16 protein-coding genes are annotated in these 18,078 nt (G+C 56.1%); 10 read left to right on the top strand and 6 right to left on the bottom strand.

The window, feature by feature from the left end:
* Window positions 1-38: 38 nt before the first annotated feature.
* The 4 genes from cdd to OGX84_RS10850 form a co-directional block, all read right to left on the bottom strand.
* Window positions 39-923 carry a cytidine deaminase gene (cdd, locus tag OGX84_RS10865; RefSeq protein ID WP_049009086.1) on the bottom strand — a complete coding sequence of 295 codons (885 nt, stop codon included), beginning with the start codon at window positions 921-923 and terminating at the stop codon, window positions 39-41.
* A 129-nt stretch (window positions 924-1,052) separates the two neighbouring features.
* Window positions 1,053-1,748 (bottom strand): CidB/LrgB family autolysis modulator, encoded by a 696-nt coding sequence (locus tag OGX84_RS10860; RefSeq protein ID WP_071258980.1) that lies wholly within the window; start codon window positions 1,746-1,748, stop codon window positions 1,053-1,055.
* Complete coding sequence (locus OGX84_RS10855; RefSeq protein ID WP_012131626.1) at window positions 1,745-2,143, bottom strand: CidA/LrgA family protein; 399 nt, start codon at window positions 2,141-2,143, stop codon at window positions 1,745-1,747. Before OGX84_RS10855 ends, OGX84_RS10860 begins: the two co-directional genes overlap by 4 nt.
* Window positions 2,144-2,272: 129 nt before the next feature.
* The gene (locus tag OGX84_RS10850) at window positions 2,273-3,181 is read right to left on the bottom strand and encodes a LysR substrate-binding domain-containing protein (RefSeq protein ID WP_024130178.1); all 909 of its coding nucleotides are present in this window, start codon (window positions 3,179-3,181) and stop codon (window positions 2,273-2,275) included.
* A gap of 126 nt (window positions 3,182-3,307) precedes the next feature.
* On the opposite strand from OGX84_RS10850, the gene mhbT reads away from it, so the two are divergent.
* From mhbT to mdtQ, 7 genes are all read left to right on the top strand, one after another.
* Window positions 3,308-4,666 (top strand): 3-hydroxybenzoate transporter MhbT, encoded by a 1,359-nt coding sequence (mhbT, locus tag OGX84_RS10845; RefSeq protein WP_058669418.1) that lies wholly within the window; start codon window positions 3,308-3,310, stop codon window positions 4,664-4,666.
* 11 nt (window positions 4,667-4,677) lie between these two features.
* Complete coding sequence (gene gtdA / locus OGX84_RS10840; protein ID WP_071258977.1) at window positions 4,678-5,715, top strand: gentisate 1,2-dioxygenase; 1,038 nt, start codon at window positions 4,678-4,680, stop codon at window positions 5,713-5,715.
* Between the two features lie 15 nt (window positions 5,716-5,730).
* Window positions 5,731-6,432, top strand: coding sequence for a fumarylacetoacetate hydrolase family protein (locus tag OGX84_RS10835; protein WP_112001913.1), 702 nt, complete (start codon window positions 5,731-5,733; stop codon window positions 6,430-6,432).
* 8 nt (window positions 6,433-6,440) lie between these two features.
* Entirely contained in the window at window positions 6,441-7,085 is a 645-nt protein-coding gene (gene maiA / locus OGX84_RS10830; protein ID WP_112001914.1) for a maleylacetoacetate isomerase, read from the top strand.
* A gap of 14 nt (window positions 7,086-7,099) precedes the next feature.
* The gene (locus OGX84_RS10825) at window positions 7,100-8,293 is read left to right on the top strand and encodes a 3-hydroxybenzoate 6-monooxygenase (protein WP_012131632.1); all 1,194 of its coding nucleotides are present in this window, start codon (window positions 7,100-7,102) and stop codon (window positions 8,291-8,293) included.
* 66 nt (window positions 8,294-8,359) lie between these two features.
* A complete protein-coding gene (dusC, locus tag OGX84_RS10820; RefSeq protein WP_012131633.1) occupies window positions 8,360-9,298 on the top strand; it encodes a tRNA dihydrouridine(16) synthase DusC in 939 nt (312 codons plus the stop codon).
* Between the two features lie 264 nt (window positions 9,299-9,562).
* Entirely contained in the window at window positions 9,563-10,999 is a 1,437-nt protein-coding gene (gene mdtQ, locus OGX84_RS10815) for a multidrug resistance outer membrane protein MdtQ (RefSeq protein ID WP_110494035.1), read from the top strand.
* A 48-nt stretch (window positions 11,000-11,047) separates the two neighbouring features.
* On the opposite strand, the gene OGX84_RS10810 is transcribed toward mdtQ, so the two are convergent.
* Window positions 11,048-11,617, bottom strand: a complete 570-nt coding sequence (locus OGX84_RS10810; protein WP_049011492.1) for a DedA family protein — start codon at window positions 11,615-11,617, stop codon at window positions 11,048-11,050.
* Between the two features lie 163 nt (window positions 11,618-11,780).
* Here OGX84_RS10810 and OGX84_RS10805 point away from each other — a divergent pair, with 163 nt between their 5' ends.
* Entirely contained in the window at window positions 11,781-12,368 is a 588-nt protein-coding gene (locus OGX84_RS10805) for a Yip1 family protein (protein ID WP_012131637.1), read from the top strand.
* Between the two features lie 230 nt (window positions 12,369-12,598).
* A complete protein-coding gene (gene pbpG, locus OGX84_RS10800) occupies window positions 12,599-13,534 on the top strand; it encodes a D-alanyl-D-alanine endopeptidase (protein ID WP_012131638.1) in 936 nt (311 codons plus the stop codon).
* Window positions 13,535-13,658: 124 nt separating this feature from the next.
* On the opposite strand, the gene dld is transcribed toward pbpG, so the two are convergent.
* Window positions 13,659-15,389, bottom strand: a complete 1,731-nt coding sequence (gene dld / locus OGX84_RS10795; protein ID WP_024130181.1) for a D-lactate dehydrogenase — start codon at window positions 15,387-15,389, stop codon at window positions 13,659-13,661.
* Between the two features lie 251 nt (window positions 15,390-15,640).
* Here dld and bglX point away from each other — a divergent pair, with 251 nt between their 5' ends.
* Window positions 15,641-17,938 carry a beta-glucosidase BglX gene (gene bglX, locus OGX84_RS10790; protein ID WP_112001915.1) on the top strand — a complete coding sequence of 766 codons (2,298 nt, stop codon included), beginning with the start codon at window positions 15,641-15,643 and terminating at the stop codon, window positions 17,936-17,938.
* Window positions 17,939-18,078: the final 140 nt, after the last annotated feature.

The following is an 18,078-nucleotide window of genomic DNA, read 5'->3' as shown; positions in this document are numbered from 1 at the left end:
GCGCTTATCGGGCCTACGCACATTGCGTGTTCCAGGGCTTAACCCAGCAGTACGCGGTCGATATTATTGCAGCCTAACGCTTTCAGCGTGGCGGCGGTGGCGTCCCACTGGATTAACGGCGCGTCGGCTTTCTCCGCCAGAATTGCGCGCTGAATATCTGGATAGTCATACCCGTTCAGGTTCAGCAGATTCAGTGCGCCCTGCAAAGGCGGCAGCGTAGGGTTAAAGGCGGCGTTCTCGGCATAGCTGCCGGTGAAAATACGCCCGTCTTTGCATTCCAGCGCCACGCCGCTTGGGGAGTGGCTGTAAGGCATATGACATTTATTGGCGGCGGCAATCGCTGCCTGAGTCAGCGCGTCGCCCTCCAGCGCGAAACCGTGATCCTGCTCGTCCATCAGCAGCGTTTTGATCTCCAGGTCTTTCGGGCCGAAAGCATCAGGCAGATAGTCGCGTAAGGTATGCGGTACGCGCCCCGGCAGGTGGATACGCAGATCCAGGCCGCTGTTCAGTTCGTTCATAAACTGACGGCAATGACCGCAAGGGGTGTAGTTAACCGTGATGGCGGCGAGCCCTTTTTCACCGCGCAGCCAGGCATGGCCGATCGCGCTTTGCTCGGCATGAACGGTTTGCTGCATCGTCGCGCCCAGGAACTCCATATTCCCACCGAAATACCAGGTTCCACTGATGCCGCGCGCGATAGCGCCAACGTTGAAGTGGGAAAGGTCGGTGCGTGCGCAGGCGGCAGCCAGCGGCAGGAGCGCGAAAGCCAGCGCGTCTTCGTCCAGCCCCGATTCACGCTTAAGCGTCGAGACCTGCTCCGCAGTCAGCATGGCGGGAAAATGCTCATCTGCCAGAATCGGCGCCAGCGCTGATTGCAGATTATCCGCAAGTTGGCCAAAAGCAGTTTGAAAACGTGGATGCATGGCGTTGCCTCATAACAATGTAATGGAATCGTAGTTTACGGAGCTGTTACGGCTTTATATGTGATCCAAATCTCATTGTGATTGCAACTTGTGAAACTTAAATTAAAAATGCGCGACGCATCGCAAATTTTAACCCGCTACCGCCAGAATAATCGGGAAGAGAAACGGCGCCAGCAGCGAGGTGATGATCCCGCAGATCACCAGCGCCAGCGAACTGAACGCCCCTTCCTGGTAATCCAGCTCGGCGCAGCGCGCAGTGCCCAGGGCGTGCGAGGCGGTTCCCATTGCCAGACCGCGTGCGGCTTTAGTACGGATACGCATGAGGTTGAGCAGGGTATGACCAAATACGGCGCCCAGTATCCCGACGAAAATAACGCAGACGGCGCTAATGGCGGGAATGCCGCCGATGCTGCCGCCCACCGCCATTGCGATTGGGGTTGTGACCGATTTCGGTAATACCGATGCGGCGATTTCCGGCGTGGCGCCCATCAGTAAGGCGACAGTGGTTCCGGTCACCATGGCGACCACGCTGCCGACGAAGCAGATCGTGATGATGGATTTCCAGCGGGCGCGGATCTGGTGCAGTTGTTCATATAAAGGGTACGCCAGCGCCACGACGGCGGGTTGCAGCAGGTCGTTGAGCACCTCGCTGCCTTTGAAATAGTGATCGTAAGGAATGCCGGTCAGTATCAGAAACGGGATGATGACCACCATGGCAACCAGCAACGGGTTAAGCAACGGCATCTTAAAGCGCGCAGCCAGTTTGCGGGCGGCGAAAAAGACCGCCAGCGTCAGGGGTAACGACCACCAGATATACGACATCATTTTTTCGATCCTTTCTGCCCTAACACTTTTCGTTCACCGTGTACGATATGCGAACTCCAGCTCACGACCAGGAAAACAACCAGCGTACTGATCGCACAGGAGACCACCACCGGGCCAAACTGCGCGCGCAGCAAATCGAAGTACTGCATGACGCCGACGCCAATCGGCACAAACAGCAGCGCCATGTAACGGATCAGGACATAGCATCCCGGGTTTACCCACTTCGCTGGCAGAATTTGTAGCGCCAGTAAAACAAACAGAATCAACATGCCGATGATGCTGCCGGGAATCGTAATAGGAAGCAGCGATGCAATGAAAATACCCGCATACAAACAGGCATATATCAGTACAAATGCGCGTAAATACTGCCAGATGATATTCAGTGATTTACTCATGGTAAAAGCCCTTGATGAAACAGATTCATCATACAATTAAACTTTAAAACGTGCTACCGATCACATCATGAATTCTGAGCATAGTGGAAATAGACAACGGGAACATCGGGCAACGCCCCGTTGCCCGCGCTAAACCTGCGCCAGAAAATGCAGAAAACGACTCAACGCGAGAGAAGGGGTCTCGTTCTTGCGCCAGAACATGCCCACGCTTCCTTTCTGTTCTATTTTCGGCAGGTTTAAGATAGCCAACTGGCCCTGGCTGGCATAGCGTTGCGCCAGGCGTAGAGAAAGAATAGAGATCATATCGCTGCTTTGCAGCAAATTGGTGCTGACGTTCATCGAGGCGGATTCGATGGTGTTTTCCGGCAGCATCACGCCGTTGTCCACCAGGGCGTTATCAATGCTGATGCGAATTGGCGTACCGGTCGGCCAGACAATCCAGCGCCAGTGGGCGAGGTCGTTCCAGGAAAGCGTGGCGTGTGAGGCCAGGGGATGATGGGGGCGGGCGACAAAGCAGACCGGTTCGGTGTAGAGCACTTGATAGTTTAACGGCAGCTGGAGCGCCCGACCGCCCACGCGACCTACCACCACGTCCAGCGACCCGGCGAGCAGATCGTGTAAAAGCGGGGTCATGACTTTCTCTTCAATATTCAGGTGCAGCGTCGGCATCTCATTGAGCAGGCAGAGGATCGCCTGCGACACGCAGTCTGTCGCGACCGGTGAACAGCCGATTTTCAGGCTTCCCACCAGCCCACCTTGCTTAAAGCGCGCGATCTCATACTGCGAACGTTCCATATCGTTGATGAGCCGCTGTGCATGCTGGAGCAACAGCTTGCCCCCTTCTGAAGGGCGTAACCCCTTGCTGTGGCGTTCAAAAAGCGTGATTCCGATCTCATCTTCAAGCTGTGACAGCCACTTCGACAGCGCGGGCTGGGTGATGTTCATCATTCGCGCAACGTGGGTCAAATTCCCTTGCTCCCCCAGCGCGACCAGCATTTGCAGGTGGTGCAGCTTCAATTTTTGCGCCCAATTCGCCATTTGATATAACCCCCAGGTTATGCCTCTGCCCGAAATGCCATTGTACATTTCATCGCCACAATTACAAACTTGCAACATACAAAAAACAAAAATGACATCTACCTTACCTGCACCGAGGCATTCACTATGACTCAACGACGTGATCTACAAGCACTGATTGACGCCGCCCCCGTCGGCAAAATGCAGTGGCGCGTTATCATCTGCTGCTTTCTGGTGGTAATGCTCGACGGTTTTGATACGGCCGCAATTGGCTTTATTGCGCCGGATATCCGTACGCACTGGCAATTGAGCGCCAGCGATCTGGCCCCGCTGTTCGGCGCGGGTCTGCTGGGGCTGACGGCAGGGGCGCTATTGTGCGGCCCGCTGTCAGACCGTTTTGGCCGTAAACGGGTGATTGAACTGTGCGTGGCGCTGTTTGGCGCCTTGAGCCTGCTTTCCGCCTTCTCGCCGGATTTGCAAACGCTGGTGGTACTGCGCTTTTTAACCGGGCTGGGGCTGGGCGGCGCGATGCCGAATACCATCACGATGACGTCGGAATACCTTCCCGCCCGCCGTCGCGGCGCGCTGGTAACGCTGATGTTCTGCGGGTTTACCCTTGGTTCGGCGATGGGCGGCATCGTCAGCGCGCAACTGGTGCCGCTGATTGGCTGGCACGGCATTCTGGTGCTCGGCGGCGTATTGCCCTTAATGCTGTTCTTCGCCTTGCTGTTTGTTCTGCCCGAGTCGCCACGCTGGCAGGTGCGTCGTCAGCGCCCGCAGGCGGCGATTGCCAGAACGGTTAGCGCCATCACCGGTGAACGCTACGACAATACGCATTTCTATCTTCATGAAGCCGCCGCCATTTCAAAAGGCAGTATCCGCCAGCTTTTTGTTGGGCGTCAGCTTCCCATTACCCTGATGTTATGGGTCGTGTTCTTCATGAGCCTGCTCATTATCTACCTGCTCTCCAGCTGGATGCCGACGCTCCTGAACCACCGGGGAATCGATTTGCAGCATGCCTCCTGGGTCACTGCCGCATTCCAGGTCGGCGGTACGCTCGGCGCGCTGTTACTCGGTGTACTGATGGACAAGCACAATCCGTTCCGGGTGCTGGCCGTGAGCTACGCGCTGGGCGCGGTCTGCATCGTGATGATTGGCCTGAGTGAAAACGGACTGTGGCTGATGGCGCTGGCGATTTTTGGTACGGGCATTGGCATCAGCGGATCGCAGGTGGGGTTGAATGCCTTAACTGCGACGCTGTACCCGACTCAAAGCCGTGCAACCGGCGTGAGCTGGTCCAATGCCGTCGGGCGCTGCGGCGCCATTGTCGGCTCGCTCTCCGGCGGCATGATGATGGCGATGAATTTCTCTTTCGATACGCTGTTTTTCGTCATCGCGATTCCGGCTGCCATTAGCGCGGTGATGCTCGCCATGTTGACGGCGGTTGTCCGCCACTCTGCCTCTGAACCTGACGTGCTGCCCCGGGCAGGCGTCGTGAACGAATAAGGAGAACCTCCATGTCTGAAGTGAATCAGGATGTTAAACACAACCGTCAGCAGTTTTATCAGCACATTTCCGGGCAAAACCTGACGCCGCTCTGGGAGTCGCTGCACCACCTGGTGCCGCAAACGCCGAACGCCAATTGCGCGCCTGCGTACTGGAACTATCAGGAGATCCGCCCGCTGTTGCTGGAAAGCGGCAACCTGATAGGCGCGAAAGAGGCTGTCCGCCGGGTACTGGTGCTGGAAAACCCGGCGCTGCGCGGACAGTCGTCAATTACCGCGACACTGTACGCAGGGCTGCAATTGATTTTACCGGGCGAGGTGGCGCCGAGTCATCGCCACAACCAGTCGGCGCTGCGTTTTATTGTGGAAGGGCAAGGCGCGTTCACCGCCGTTGACGGCGAGCGGACGCAGATGCACCCGGGCGACTTTATTCTGACGCCGCAGTGGCGCTGGCACGATCACGGCAACCCTGGCGACGAGCCGGTGGTATGGCTGGACGGTCTGGATCTGCCGCTGGTGAATACGCTGGGCTGCGGGTTTGCGGAAGATTACCCGGAAGAACAGCAGCCGGTGACGCGCAAAGAAGGTGATTACCTGCCGCGCTACGCCGCCAACATGCTGCCGCTACGCCACCAGGTCGGCAATTCCTCGCCGATTTTCAACTATCGCTACGACCGTAGCCGTGAAGCGCTGCATGACCTGACCCGGATGGGGGAACCTGACGAGTGGGATGGCTACAAGATGCGCTACGTCAACCCGGTCACCGGGGGCTATCCGATGCCTTCGATGGGCGCGTTTTTGCAACTGTTGCCGAAAGGGTTTGCGTCGCGCGTGGCGCGCACGACCGACAGCACCATTTATCACGTTGTGGAAGGTTCCGGGCAGGTCACCATTGGCAATGAGACGTTCCACTTCACGGCGAAAGATATCTTTGTGGTGCCGACATGGCACGGGGTGTCGTTCCAGACCACGGAAGATACCGTTTTATTCAGTTTTTCGGACAAACCGGTTCAGGAAGCCCTCGGCTTGTTCCGCGAAGCGCGTGATTAAATTGGGAGAGAAAAGATGAGCAAATATGTATTCGAACCTCAGGCGCCAGTCGCGGTGCCGGTTGTTGGCAGCAATGAGCAATTCCCGGTTCGCCGCGTCTACTGCGTTGGTCGTAACTACGCCGCCCATGCTCGTGAGATGGGGTTCGATCCCGATCGTGAGCCGCCGTTCTTCTTCTGCAAACCGGCCGATGCGGTCGTACCGGTTGCAGCTGGCGAAACGCTGGCGCTGGCCTATCCGTCGCAGACCGATAACTATCACTATGAAATTGAACTGGTGGTGGCGATAGGCAAGCAGGGCAGCGATATTCCGCTTGAGCAGGCGCATGAGTATGTCTGGGGCTATGCCACCGGGCTGGATATGACCCGCCGCGACCGCCAGATGGAAATGCGTCAGATGGGGCGCCCGTGGGAAATCGGCAAAGCGTTTGATTTGTCCGCGCCGATTGCGCCGCTGCATAAAGCGACCGATGTGGCAGACGTCAACAACGCGCCGATTTGGTTACAGGTAAACGGGGAAGATCATCAGCGCAGCGATATTCGCCATCTGATCTGGTCCGTCAATGAAACCATCAGCTACCTGTCCGGCTTTTTTGAACTGCAACCGGGCGACCTGATTTTCACCGGTACGCCGGAAGGGGTTGGGGCAGTGGTGAAAGGGGATGTAATTACCGGCAATGTGGAAGGGTTAACGCCGATCGCCGTGAAGATTGTCTGAGGTGAATGATGAAGCTGTACAGTTTTTTTAATAGCTCGGCGTCTTATCGCGTGCGTATCGCGCTGGCATTAAAAGGCATCGATTATGAGACGGTGGGCGTCAACATTCGTATCGGCCAGCAGAATGCGCTGAGCTACCGACGGATGAACCCGATCGGGCTGGTGCCGACGCTGGTGACTGATGACGGTGAATCTCTCGGGCAATCGCTGGCAATCATCGACTGGCTGGATCGCCACTTCCCGCAGACGCCGTTGCTGCCGCAGGTCGATCCGGCGCGCAGCCAGGTGCTGGAAATTGTCTATGCCATTGCCTGTGATATTCACCCGGTGAACAACCTGCGCGTACTGCGCTACCTGACTGACGAGCTGAAGATCGGCGAAGAAGACAAGAAACGCTGGTACGCCCACTGGGTACAACAAGGGCTTAGCGCGGTGGAACAGCTGTTGCGCCAGGGGCAGTCCGGGCAGTTTTGCGTGGGGGATGCGCCCACGCTGGCGGATTGCTGCCTGATTCCACAATGGGCCAATGCGCTGCGAATGGGATGCGACCTGAGCGGTTATCCGCGCTGCAAGGCGGTTTATGACGCCTGCACCCGGCTTCCGGCCTTTATCGCCGCCGCACCCGAAAATCAACAAGACAAAATTTCAGCCTGATAAGGAGAACGACAATGGCTAAAGTGACAAGCGCAATTATCGTGGGTGGCGGTATTGGCGGCGCAGCGACCGCGCTGTCGCTGGCGCGCCAGGGCATTAAAGTGATGCTGCTGGAAAAGGCTCATGAAATTGGTGAGATTGGGGCGGGGATTCAGCTCGGGCCGAATGCATTTTCCGCGCTGGACAGCCTCGGCGTTGGCGAAGTGGCTCGCCAGCGCGCGGTCTTTACCGATCATATTACGATGATGGACGCCGTGAATGCCGAAGAGGTTGTACGCATTGAAACCGGCCAGGCCTTTCGCGACCATTTTGGCGGCCCGTATGCCGTGATTCACCGGGTGGATATTCATGCCACCGTCTGGGAAGCGGCGCTGACCCATCCGGGCGTGGAGTACCGGACTTCGACGAATATTGTCGATATCCGCCAGACGCCGGACGATGTAACGGTGTTTGACGAGCAGGGGAATAGCTGGACGGCAGATATTCTGCTGGGCTGCGATGGCGTGAAATCGGTCGTGCGCCAGAGTCTGCTTGGCGATACGCCGCGCGTAACCGGGCATGTGGTGTACCGGGCCGTGGTGGAGTGCGACGACATGCCGGAAGATTTGCGCATCAACGCGCCGGTACTGTGGGCCGGGCCGCACTGCCATCTGGTGCATTATCCGTTGCGCGGCGGGAAACAGTACAATCTGGTGGTGACGTTCCATAGCCGTCAGCAGGAGGAGTGGGGCGTGAAAGACGGAAGCAAAGAAGAGGTGCTCTCTTATTTTGCCGGGATTCACCCGCGTCCGCGTCAAATGCTCGACAAACCCACCTCCTGGCGCCGCTGGGCGACCGCTGACCGGGAACCGGTAGAGAAATGGGGAACCGACCGCATCACGCTGGTGGGCGACGCCGCGCACCCGGTTGCACAATATATGGCGCAGGGCGCCTGCATGGCGCTGGAAGATGCCGTTACGCTGGGTAAAGCGCTGGAGCGTTGTCATGGCGATGCGCAGCAGGCCTTTGCGTTGTATGAGTCGGTGCGTATTCCCCGCACGGCGCGAATTGTCTGGTCAACCCGCGAGATGGGGCGCGTCTACCATGCCGCAGGCGTGGAGCGACAGGTGCGTAATCTGCTGTGGAAAGGCAAATCCCAGCAGGAGTTTTATCGCGGCATTGAGTGGCTGTATGGCTGGAAGGAAGATAACTGCCTTGAGCCGCGCTGAGAGACTTTAAACCGCACCACAGAGGCGCTACCATAGCGCCTCTTTTTTTGCAGGTAACGAAATGCTATGCGTGTTTTACTGGCGCCGATGGAAGGCGTGCTCGACTCTCTGGTGCGCGAGCTACTGACTGAGGTTAATGATTACGATCTGTGCATCACGGAGTTTTTGCGCGTGGTGGATCAGCTTCTGCCGGTAAAAGTGTTTCATCGCATCTGCCCGGAACTGCACAATGCCAGCCGCACGGCGTCCGGCACAGTTGTGCGTATTCAACTGCTGGGGCAATACCCGCAGTGGCTGGCGGAAAACGCCGCCCGCGCGGTGGAGCTGGGCTCATACGGCGTGGATTTAAACTGCGGCTGTCCATCGAAAATGGTGAACGGCAGCGGAGGCGGGGCGACGTTGCTCAAAGATCCTGAGCTTATCTATCAGGGGGCAAAAGCGATGCGCGAAGCCGTGCCTGCGCATTTACCGGTCACGGTGAAGGTGCGTCTGGGCTGGGACAGTGGCGAAAGAAAATTTGAAATTGCCGATGCCGTCCAGCAGGCAGGAGCGACAGAGCTTGTCGTGCATGGGCGCACCAAAGAGCAGGGTTATAAAGCCGAACATATTGACTGGCAGGCGATTGGCGAGATCCGCCAGCGACTCACTATTCCGGTTATCGCCAATGGTGAAATCTGGGACTGGCAGAGCGCGCAAGAGTGTATGGCGGTCAGCGGCTGCGACGCGGTGATGATGGGACGTGGAGCGTTAAACATCCCGAATCTCAGCCGCGTGGTGAAATATAACGAACCGCGTATGCCCTGGCCGGAAGTGGTTTTACTGCTGCAAAAATACACCCGGCTGGAAAAGCAGGGGGATACCGGGCTGTATCATGTGGCGCGTATTAAGCAGTGGCTGGGGTATTTGCGTAAGGAATATACGGAAGCCACCGCGCTATTTCAGGAAATCCGTGCGCTTAATAATTCCCCCGATATTGCTCGCGCCATTCAGTCCATTGATATTTAAATCGCCTTATCTGGCCTACAGACTACAGACTGTGTAGGCCGGATAAGACGGTACGTCGCCATCCGGCAGCGGTCAGCGGTTCGACAGGGAATTACGCAAAAGGTAAATATCATTTCATGAAATACTTTAATCATAATTATTTGTTTAAATTATAATTTTCTAATTATATTTTTCCTTTTCCAAAGATGTATTGCCACGCGTAACTAAAAAACAGGACGCAACACCACGTAATCTCTGCGCACCTTTTCTTACCAGAACGTCTCCATGAACCGCGATTCTCTCCTGGCCACAACGGTGTGCCTGTCTCTTTTTACGCTGCTGGCGGGTTGCGCGCCGATGCACGATACCCGCCAGTCGCTGACGCGACAAACGCCTGCTGCACAGGTTGATTCACCATTACCGACGGCAATAAAAAACGGTTGGCCGGACAGCCAGTGGTGGAAGGCGTACCACGATCCCCAGCTTGATGCCTTAATTGACAACGCATTACAGCATTCTCCTGATATGCAGGTGGCTGAACAGCGTATACAACTCGCCGAGGCGCAGGCGAAGGCGGTTGAAGCGCAGGATGGCCCCCGGCTGGATTTCTCTGCGGATGTTGAGCGCCAGAAAATGTCTGCGGAAGGGCTGATGGGGCCGTTCGCCATCACCGATCCGGCGGCGGGAACCACCGGGCCGTGGTACACCAACGGGACGTTCGGTTTAACCGCCGGTTGGGATCTGGATCTCTGGGGCAAGAATCGGGCTGAAGTCAGCGCGAGAATCGGCGTAGTGAAAGCGCGTGAAGCGGAACAGGCGCAAACCCGGCAACTGCTGGCAAGCGGTGTCGCGCGTTTATACTGGGAATGGCAGACGCAGGCGGCGCTTAAAGCGGTGCTGACGCAAATCGAACATGAACAGCAAAACGTCATTACGGTTGATCGCCAGCTGTATCAAAACGGTATTACCTCCTCCGTCGAAGGGGTGGAAACCGATATTGATGCCGGTAAAACGCAGCAGCAGCTAAATGATGTGGCCGGTAAAATGAAGATTATTGAGGCGCGTCTGAGTGCGCTGACCAATGCGCAATCGGCCTCGCTGACCCTGCATACGGTTGCTCTGCCAGTGACTGAAAGCCAGTTGCCCGCTCAGTTGAGCTATGAACTTCTGGCTCGCCGACCCGATTTACAGGCGGCGCACTGGTACATTGAGTCCTCTTTAGGCAGCGTTGACGCCGCAAAAGCGGCGTTTTATCCCGATATCAACCTGATGGCGTTTCTGCAACAGGACGCCCTGCACCTGAGCGATCTGTTTCGCCATTCCGCACAGCAGATGGGCGTCACCGCCGGGCTGACGCTGCCGATCTTTGACAGCGGCAGGCTGAACGCCAGTCTTGATATCGCGAAAGCGCAAAGTAATCTCTCTGTCGCGAATTACAACAAAGCGGTGGTGGATGCGGTGAATGATGTGGCGCGCGCCGCCAGTCAGGTTGAAACGATGGCTGAAAAAAATCAGCACCAACGGCAGATTGAGCATGACGCACAGCGGGTGGTTGGTCTGGCACAGGCGCGCTTTAATGCCGGAATTATTGCGGGCTCCCGCGTCAGCCAGGCGAAGATCCCGGCGCTGCGGGAACATTGCAACGGCCTGATTTTGCAAGGGCAATGGCTGGATGCGTCCATCCAGCTCACCAGCGCGCTGGGCGGCGGTTATCATCTTTGAGCGTCATGCCGGATGGCGCTTTAATGCCGGCCAAATAAGCCTGAAGCGCTACGGCGCATCAGGCTTATTGCGTCGTTTTAACCACCAGCGAGCGCCAAAAACCAGCCCAACCACCAGCGCCAGCCAAATCACATGCTTTATATGCTGGTCGAAACTGTGCAGCCACGGCGCGATCACCTCGCCGCCAATATAGCCCAGGGTGGTAAACAGCAAAGCCCAGATCATCGCTCCCAGAATATTCAGCGGCAGAAAGATTTTAGGCGGCAGATGGCTGGCGCCAATCAATAGTGGCCCAATAATGCGAAAGCCGTACATAAATCGGGAACCGATCACAAACAGGTACGGGCGGCGCTGGATCATTTTCTGCGCCAGATGAATTTTGGCGCGGTGTCGGGAAAAGCGCCGCAAAATTTTGCCGCCATAGCGACGACCCAACAAATAGAGCACCTGATCGCCAATCATGCCGCCGAGTGCGACAGAGAGCACCACCAGAGGGAATTTAAGCAATCCCTGATGGGCTGCCACGCCGCCTAACAGGGTGATGGTCTCGCCTTCCGCCATACTGCCAATAATCAGCGCGGCGTAACCGTAATGCGTGATAAGACTGTTGATATCCATACGTGAAAACGACCTCCCGTCTTTAGCATACACCCTATCAATGTTTATGGCCGGAAAAGGCGCGACGTTAGCGCATCGGTTTTTATGCGCTGTACATAAAATAATCGAAAGCTGAATTATACTTGAAGTGTTGAGATCCAGAGCTGACAAGCAGGGGGGCGGTATGAACCATGTCTGGGGGCTATTTTCCCATCCCGATCGTGAAATGCGCGTGATCAAAAGCGAAAACGAAACGGTGTCGCATCACTATACCCACCATGTGCTGCTGATGGCGGCGATCCCGGTGATTTGCGCCTTTATCGGCACCACGCAAATTGGCTGGAATTTTGGTGATGGCAATGTGCTGCGCTTGTCTCTGTTTACAGGGCTGGCGTTCGCGGTTCTGTTTTACGGCATGATGCTGGCCGGGGTTGCCGTGATGGGGCGGGTCATCTGGTGGATGGCGCGCAACTACCCGCAACGGCCTTCCCTGGGACACTGTATGGTCTTTGCCGGGTATGTCGCAACGCCGCTGTTTTTAAGTGGTCTGGTGGCGCTTTATCCGCTGGTGTGGCTCTGTGCGTTAGTCGGTACTGTCGCACTGTTTTATACCGGCTATCTGCTGTATCTCGGCATCCCGACATTCCTGAACATCAGTAAAGAGGAAGGTCTGAGCTTTTCCAGTTCGACGCTGGCTATCGGCGTGCTGGTACTGGAAGTGCTGCTGGCGATGACGGTGATCCTGTGGGGATATGGATACCGGTTATTCTGAGATATGAAAAGAATTCGGGTCGCAGGAGGGCGATAAATGGACAATAGCAGCGCACCTGCGCCCCGAAACAGGGAAGAGACGGGTGTAAAAGCCAGCATGCAGCATTTCGTGACGATTCTCTTATGGCGGCAACGCTGTCGGGTCGCTATGATGCCGGAGCTAGCTTGAGTAAAATCCTGGCTCAGGCGGTGTACGTTCTACGTGCGTGAATCATTATCAGAAATCTCATCATGCTGAAATTCCGAGTTTCATTATTTAGCCTTGCCCTGATGCTGGCTGTCCCTTTTGCGCCACACGCTGTGGCGAAAACCGCGGCTGCCGCCGTAGCGTCTCAACCGGAAATTGCTTCTGGAAGCGCGATGATTGTTGATCTGAACACCAACAAAGTGATCTATTCGAACCACCCGGATCTTGTGCGTCCGATTGCGTCGATCACCAAATTAATGACGGCGATGGTGGTGCTTGATGCGCGACTGCCGCTGGATGAAAAACTGAAAGTCGATATCAGCCAGACGCCGGAAATGAAAGGCGTTTACTCACGCGTGCGTCTGAACAGTGAAATCAGCCGTAAAAATATGTTGCTGCTGGCGCTGATGTCTTCGGAAAACCGGGCGGCGGCAAGCCTGGCGCATCATTATCCGGGGGGCTATAACGCTTTTATTAAAGCGATGAATGCTAAAGCCAAAGCGTTGGGCATGACCCACACCCGTTTTGTGGAGCCGACGGGACTGTCGATTCATAACGTATCGACCGCCCGTGACCTGACGAAACTGCTGATTGCCAGCAAGCAGTACCCGCTGATTGGTCAGTTAAGCACCACGCGTGAGGATATGGCGACCTTTGCAAACCCGGCATACACCTTGCCGTTTCGCAATACGAATCACCTGGTGTACCGCGATAACTGGAATATTCAGTTGACCAAGACCGGGTTTACCAACGCTGCCGGTCATTGCCTGGTGATGCGCACGATGATCAACAACAAACCGGTGGCGTTAGTGGTGATGGATGCTTTTGGCAAATATACCCATTTTGCCGATGCCAGCCGTTTACGCACCTGGATTGAAACCGGCAAAGCGATGCCCGTTCCGGCCGCCGCGTTGAGTTACAAAAAGCAGAAAGCCGCGCAGATGGCCGCAGCAGGCGAGCAGACCGCGCAAAACGATTGAGTTTGTTGATATGTGCCTGATGGCGCTTCGTTTATCAGGCCTACAGTTTGTAGGCCGGATAAGGCGCTTACGCCGCCATCCGGCACGATATTTAAAACAGCTCCATCGCTGTAAAAATGAGAAATCAATGCGTCTCGTCGGACGCCGCTTCTTTCCAGAATTTCAGCTTACTTGTTTTACCAATACCCGGATTCATGCTGTTGGTGGGGTCATTTTCACGATAAAAACGCGCCAGCGTCTCCGGCGCTTTGTACAAATGACCAACGTTATGCTCTGCCGGATATTGCGCGCCGCGCTGGCGCAGCAGTTCCAGCATTTGCTCTTTCAGCGCATGGGCATCGACGCCTTTCTTCACGATGTAATCCTGATGGAAGACATAGCACATGAAATGACCGTAATAGAGTTTATGCACCAGCTGGCTGTCAATTTCCGGCGGCAGATGCTCATACCATTCGGTGTCGTTACGTCGTAAGGCGATATCCAGTGCGAGAATATCCTCCACCTCATCGGCATGCACCGCCTGATAACGGATTGCCGCGCCTGCTGCGGCAAAACGGTGCAGGAACGCTTTGCTGCCTTCCTCCGGGGTACAGGCAAAGAAATCGCCCTCGGCGGTTTTGAAAAACTCGGTCAGCCAGCTTTGCGCTTCCGCCACTCCGTCTCCCGCCATTTTTAACAGCAGATGATGCTCATATTTGTCGCGCCAGCTTTTCATGCGCGGCGGCAGATGGTTAGGGAATAAATGGCCGAACTTCTGCATCGCGCGGTCGGTGAAATGCGGACGGAAGATTTTTACCTTTTCCAGCATCGCGTCGGTACGGCCTTTGAGCGTAAAGAAGAACGGCATTTTGTCGGTGCCGAGCTTGTCGATCATCAGGAACGTATCTTTGCCATATTTCTCCGCGATGTCGTAAATATCGCGGTGCATATATTCACCGGCAACCGGCAGGTTGTCGAACTTCGCCAGGATATGACGACGAATCTCGGTCAGCACGTCGGGCTGATTGGTGCCGATGTAAAAGACCTGCTGGTTTTTTTCCGCCTCGAAAGTGTCCAGCCGCACGGCGAACACCGCCAGCTTACCCGCGCAGCCGGAGGATTCGAACAGGCGATCCGGGTCAGCGTTATAGCGGGCAGGGGTATCGGCCTCAATGTCCCTGACGCGAGTCACGTAATCGTAATCGTGGGCGTGGCGGCCATCGTGGCGCACATCTTCATCTTTGATGCGTTCATCATCGAGTGTGCTGAGGATCTGTTCCGGGGTCTGGCCCAGTTCGATGCCCAGATGGTTCACCAGCTGTAATTTGCCCTGTTCATCAATGCGCGCAAACAGCGACATTTCGGTATACGCCGGGCCACGTTGTACCAGCGACCCGCCGGAGTTATTGCAGATGCCGCCAATAACTGACGCGCCGATACAGGAGGAACCGATAACCGAGTGCGGTTCGCGACCAAAAGGTTTAAGCGCTTTTTCCAGTGAGTACAGCGTGGTGCCTGGGTATGCCAGCACCTGTTCGCCTTTACTGAGGACGTGCAGCTTGTCGAGGCGTAGCGTGCTGATGATGACAATTTCGCGATCGTAATCGTTGCCGTTCGGCGTGGAACCTTCAGTCAGGCCGGTATTGGCGGCCTGCATCAGAATGATTTTATCGGCGTTTACGCAGGCGTTCAGTACGCGCCACAATTCCAGCAGCGAGCCGGGGAAGACCACGGCCAGCGCTTCGCCCTGACCGGAACGGAACCCCTTGCGGTAGCGGGCGGTTTTTGCAGGATCGGTGAGCAGGTGCGAATGACCCACCAGACGGGTGAGCTCGTTAAGAAAGGCTTTATTATCTGTCGTTGTAATGGAAGACATTCTCCACTCCTTGTGGTGGGACAAACTATCGGAACTAAGCATAGCGCTTTGTATGACAATACGCTTTCTCATGCAACTTGTCTCGGTGCAGGCTTAGCGTATTCCTGATCCTCCTCCCTGCGCAGGGGACGTTAAAAAAATCAGAGAATAACCTTAGCTTTCTTCTCCTCTCCCGATTAGGCTTATGGCAAACTGCGGTTTTTGTTATATTTTTGCTGCCACGTCGGGCTAAAGAAAAAGAGAGAATCAAGATGAAATGGCTATGTTCTGTAGGTGTTGCGGTAAGCCTTGCGTTGCAGCCAGCGCTGGCGGAAGCGTTGTCTGGCAACCATCCGCTGACGCCTGAAGCTCGGGATGCGTTTGTCACTGAATTGCTCACGAAAATGACCGTCGATGAGAAAATCGGTCAGCTGCGTTTGATAAGCGTTGGGCCCGACAACCCGAAAGAAGCCATCCGGGAGATGATCAAATACGGGCAGGTCGGGGCGATTTTTAACACCGTCACCCGCCAGGATATCCGAAAAATGCAGGATCAGGTGATGGAACTGAGCCGCCTGAAAATCCCTCTCTTTTTCGCCTATGACGTGCTGCACGGGCAGCGTACCGTTTTCCCTATCAGCCTCGGCCTGGCCTCCTCGTTTAATCTGGAGGCGGTAAAAACCGTGGGCCGCGTCTCGGCGTATGAGGCGGCTGACGATGGCCTGAACATGACCTGGGCGCCGATGGTGGATGTGTCCCGCGATCCGCGCTGGGGACGCGCGTCGGAAGGCTTTGGTGAAGATACGTATCTGACGGCGATCATGGGCAAAACGATGGTCGAGGCGATGCAGGGTAAAAGCCCGGCGGATCGCTATTCGGTGATGACCAGCGTGAAACATTTCGCCGCCTATGGCGCGGTTGAGGGCGGGAAGGAATACAACACCGTCGATATGAGCCCGCAGCGCCTGTTTAACGACTATATGCCGCCGTATAAAGCCGGGCTGGACGCGGGCAGCGGCGCGGTGATGGTGGCGCTCAACTCACTGAACGGCACGCCTGCGACGTCAGATTCATGGCTGTTGAAAGAGGTGCTGCGCGACGAGTGGGGCTTTAAAGGCATCACCGTTTCCGATCACGGCGCGATCAAAGAGCTGATTAAACACGGCACGGCATCCGACCCGGAAGACGCGGTGCGCGTGGCGCTCAAGTCCGGCATCAACATGAGTATGAGCGATGAGTATTACAGCAAATACCTGCCGGGGCTGGTCAAATCAGGCAAAGTAACGATGGCGGAACTGGACGATGCCGCGCGCCATGTGCTGAACGTGAAATATGACATGGGGTTGTTTAACGATCCGTACAGCCACCTGGGCGCAAAAGAGTCCGATCCGCAGGACACGAACGCCGAGAGCCGCCTGCATCGCAAAGACGCGCGCGACGTTGCGCGCGAAAGTCTGGTGCTGCTGAAGAACCGTCTGGAAACGCTGCCGTTGAATAAATCCGGCACCATTGCGGTGGTGGGGCCGCTGGCCGACAGTCAGCGTGATGTGATGGGAAGCTGGTCTGCCGCTGGCGTCGCCAGCCAGTCCGTTACGGTGCTGACGGGGATTAAAAACGCGCTGGGCGACAAAGGCAAAGTGATATACGCCAAAGGGGCGAATGTCACTAATGACAAAGGCATTGTTGATTTCCTCAATCAGTATGAGGAGGCGGTGAAAGTAGACCCTCGTTCGCCAGAAGCGATGATTGACGAGGCCGTTAATGCCGCGAAACAGTCCGATGTGGTTGTGGCCGTTGTCGGGGAAGCGCAGGGTATGGCGCATGAGGCTTCCAGCCGCACCGACATTCAGATCCCGCAAAGCCAGCGCGATCTGATCGCGGCGTTGAAGGCGACGGGTAAACCGTTGGTGCTGGTGCTGATGAACGGTCGTCCGCTGGCGCTGGTGAAAGAAGATCAGCAGGCTGACGCCATTCTGGAAACCTGGTTTGCCGGTACGGAAGGCGGTAACGCCATTGCTGACGTTCTGTTCGGCGACTATAACCCGTCGGGTAAACTGCCGATGTCCTTCCCGCGCTCTGTCGGGCAGATCCCGGTTTACTACAGCCATCTCAACACCGGTCGTCCGTATAACGCCGACAAGCCGAACAAGTACACCTCCCGCTACTTTGACGAGGCGAATGGCCCGCTGTATCCGTTTGGTTATGGTCTGAGCTACACCACGTTTACCGTTTCCGATGTGACGCTCTCTGCGCCCACCATGAAGCGCGATGGCGCGGTAACGGCCAGCGTGCGGGTGACGAATACCGGCAAGCGCGAGGGGGCGACGGTAATCCAGATGTATTTGCAGGATGTCACGGCATCGATGAGTCGTCCGGTAAAACAGCTGAAAGGCTTTGAGAAGGTAACGCTGAAGCCGGGAGAAACGCAGACCGTTAGCTTCCCGATTGATATTGAGGCGCTGAAATTCTGGAACCAGCGTATGAAGTATGACGCGGAGCCCGGCAAGTTTAACGTCTTTATTGGCGTCGATTCCGCCCGTGTGAAGCAGGGCGAGTTTGAACTGCTGTAGCCACGCGCCATGCCTGTCAGCTCCGTAGGCCGGATAAGACGCGTTAGCGTCGCCATCCGGCACCGGAGCGCCTGATTGCCGGATGGCGCTTGCGCTTATCCGGCCTGCGAATTGCTCCTGCCTTTTGTCGCTCTGCTATT

Source organism: Citrobacter sp. CK202, from assembly GCF_030333225.1.
Classification (GTDB): Bacteria; Pseudomonadota; Gammaproteobacteria; order Enterobacterales; family Enterobacteriaceae; genus Citrobacter_B; species Citrobacter_B koseri.
This window is presented reverse-complemented; position numbering and strand designations above follow the sequence as displayed.

Coding starts and splice junctions, on each gene's coding strand:
- OGX84_RS10810 (WP_049011492.1), bottom strand. CDS start 11,617: ATGGATATCAACAGTCTTATCACGCATTACGGTTACGCCGCGCTGATT.
- OGX84_RS10805 (WP_012131637.1), top strand. CDS start 11,781: ATGAACCATGTCTGGGGGCTATTTTCCCATCCCGATCGTGAAATGCGC.
- bglX (WP_112001915.1), top strand. CDS start 15,641: ATGAAATGGCTATGTTCTGTAGGTGTTGCGGTAAGCCTTGCGTTGCAG.
- dusC (WP_012131633.1), top strand. CDS start 8,360: ATGCGTGTTTTACTGGCGCCGATGGAAGGCGTGCTCGACTCTCTGGTG.
- pbpG (WP_012131638.1), top strand. CDS start 12,599: ATGCTGAAATTCCGAGTTTCATTATTTAGCCTTGCCCTGATGCTGGCT.
- OGX84_RS10860 (WP_071258980.1), bottom strand. CDS start 1,748: ATGATGTCGTATATCTGGTGGTCGTTACCCCTGACGCTGGCGGTCTTT.
- dld (WP_024130181.1), bottom strand. CDS start 15,389: ATGTCTTCCATTACAACGACAGATAATAAAGCCTTTCTTAACGAGCTC.
- gtdA (WP_071258977.1), top strand. CDS start 4,678: ATGTCTGAAGTGAATCAGGATGTTAAACACAACCGTCAGCAGTTTTAT.
- OGX84_RS10835 (WP_112001913.1), top strand. CDS start 5,731: ATGAGCAAATATGTATTCGAACCTCAGGCGCCAGTCGCGGTGCCGGTT.
- OGX84_RS10825 (WP_012131632.1), top strand. CDS start 7,100: ATGGCTAAAGTGACAAGCGCAATTATCGTGGGTGGCGGTATTGGCGGC.
- maiA (WP_112001914.1), top strand. CDS start 6,441: ATGAAGCTGTACAGTTTTTTTAATAGCTCGGCGTCTTATCGCGTGCGT.
- mhbT (WP_058669418.1), top strand. CDS start 3,308: ATGACTCAACGACGTGATCTACAAGCACTGATTGACGCCGCCCCCGTC.
- OGX84_RS10850 (WP_024130178.1), bottom strand. CDS start 3,181: ATGGCGAATTGGGCGCAAAAATTGAAGCTGCACCACCTGCAAATGCTG.
- cdd (WP_049009086.1), bottom strand. CDS start 923: ATGCATCCACGTTTTCAAACTGCTTTTGGCCAACTTGCGGATAATCTG.
- mdtQ (WP_110494035.1), top strand. CDS start 9,563: ATGAACCGCGATTCTCTCCTGGCCACAACGGTGTGCCTGTCTCTTTTT.
- OGX84_RS10855 (WP_012131626.1), bottom strand. CDS start 2,143: ATGAGTAAATCACTGAATATCATCTGGCAGTATTTACGCGCATTTGTA.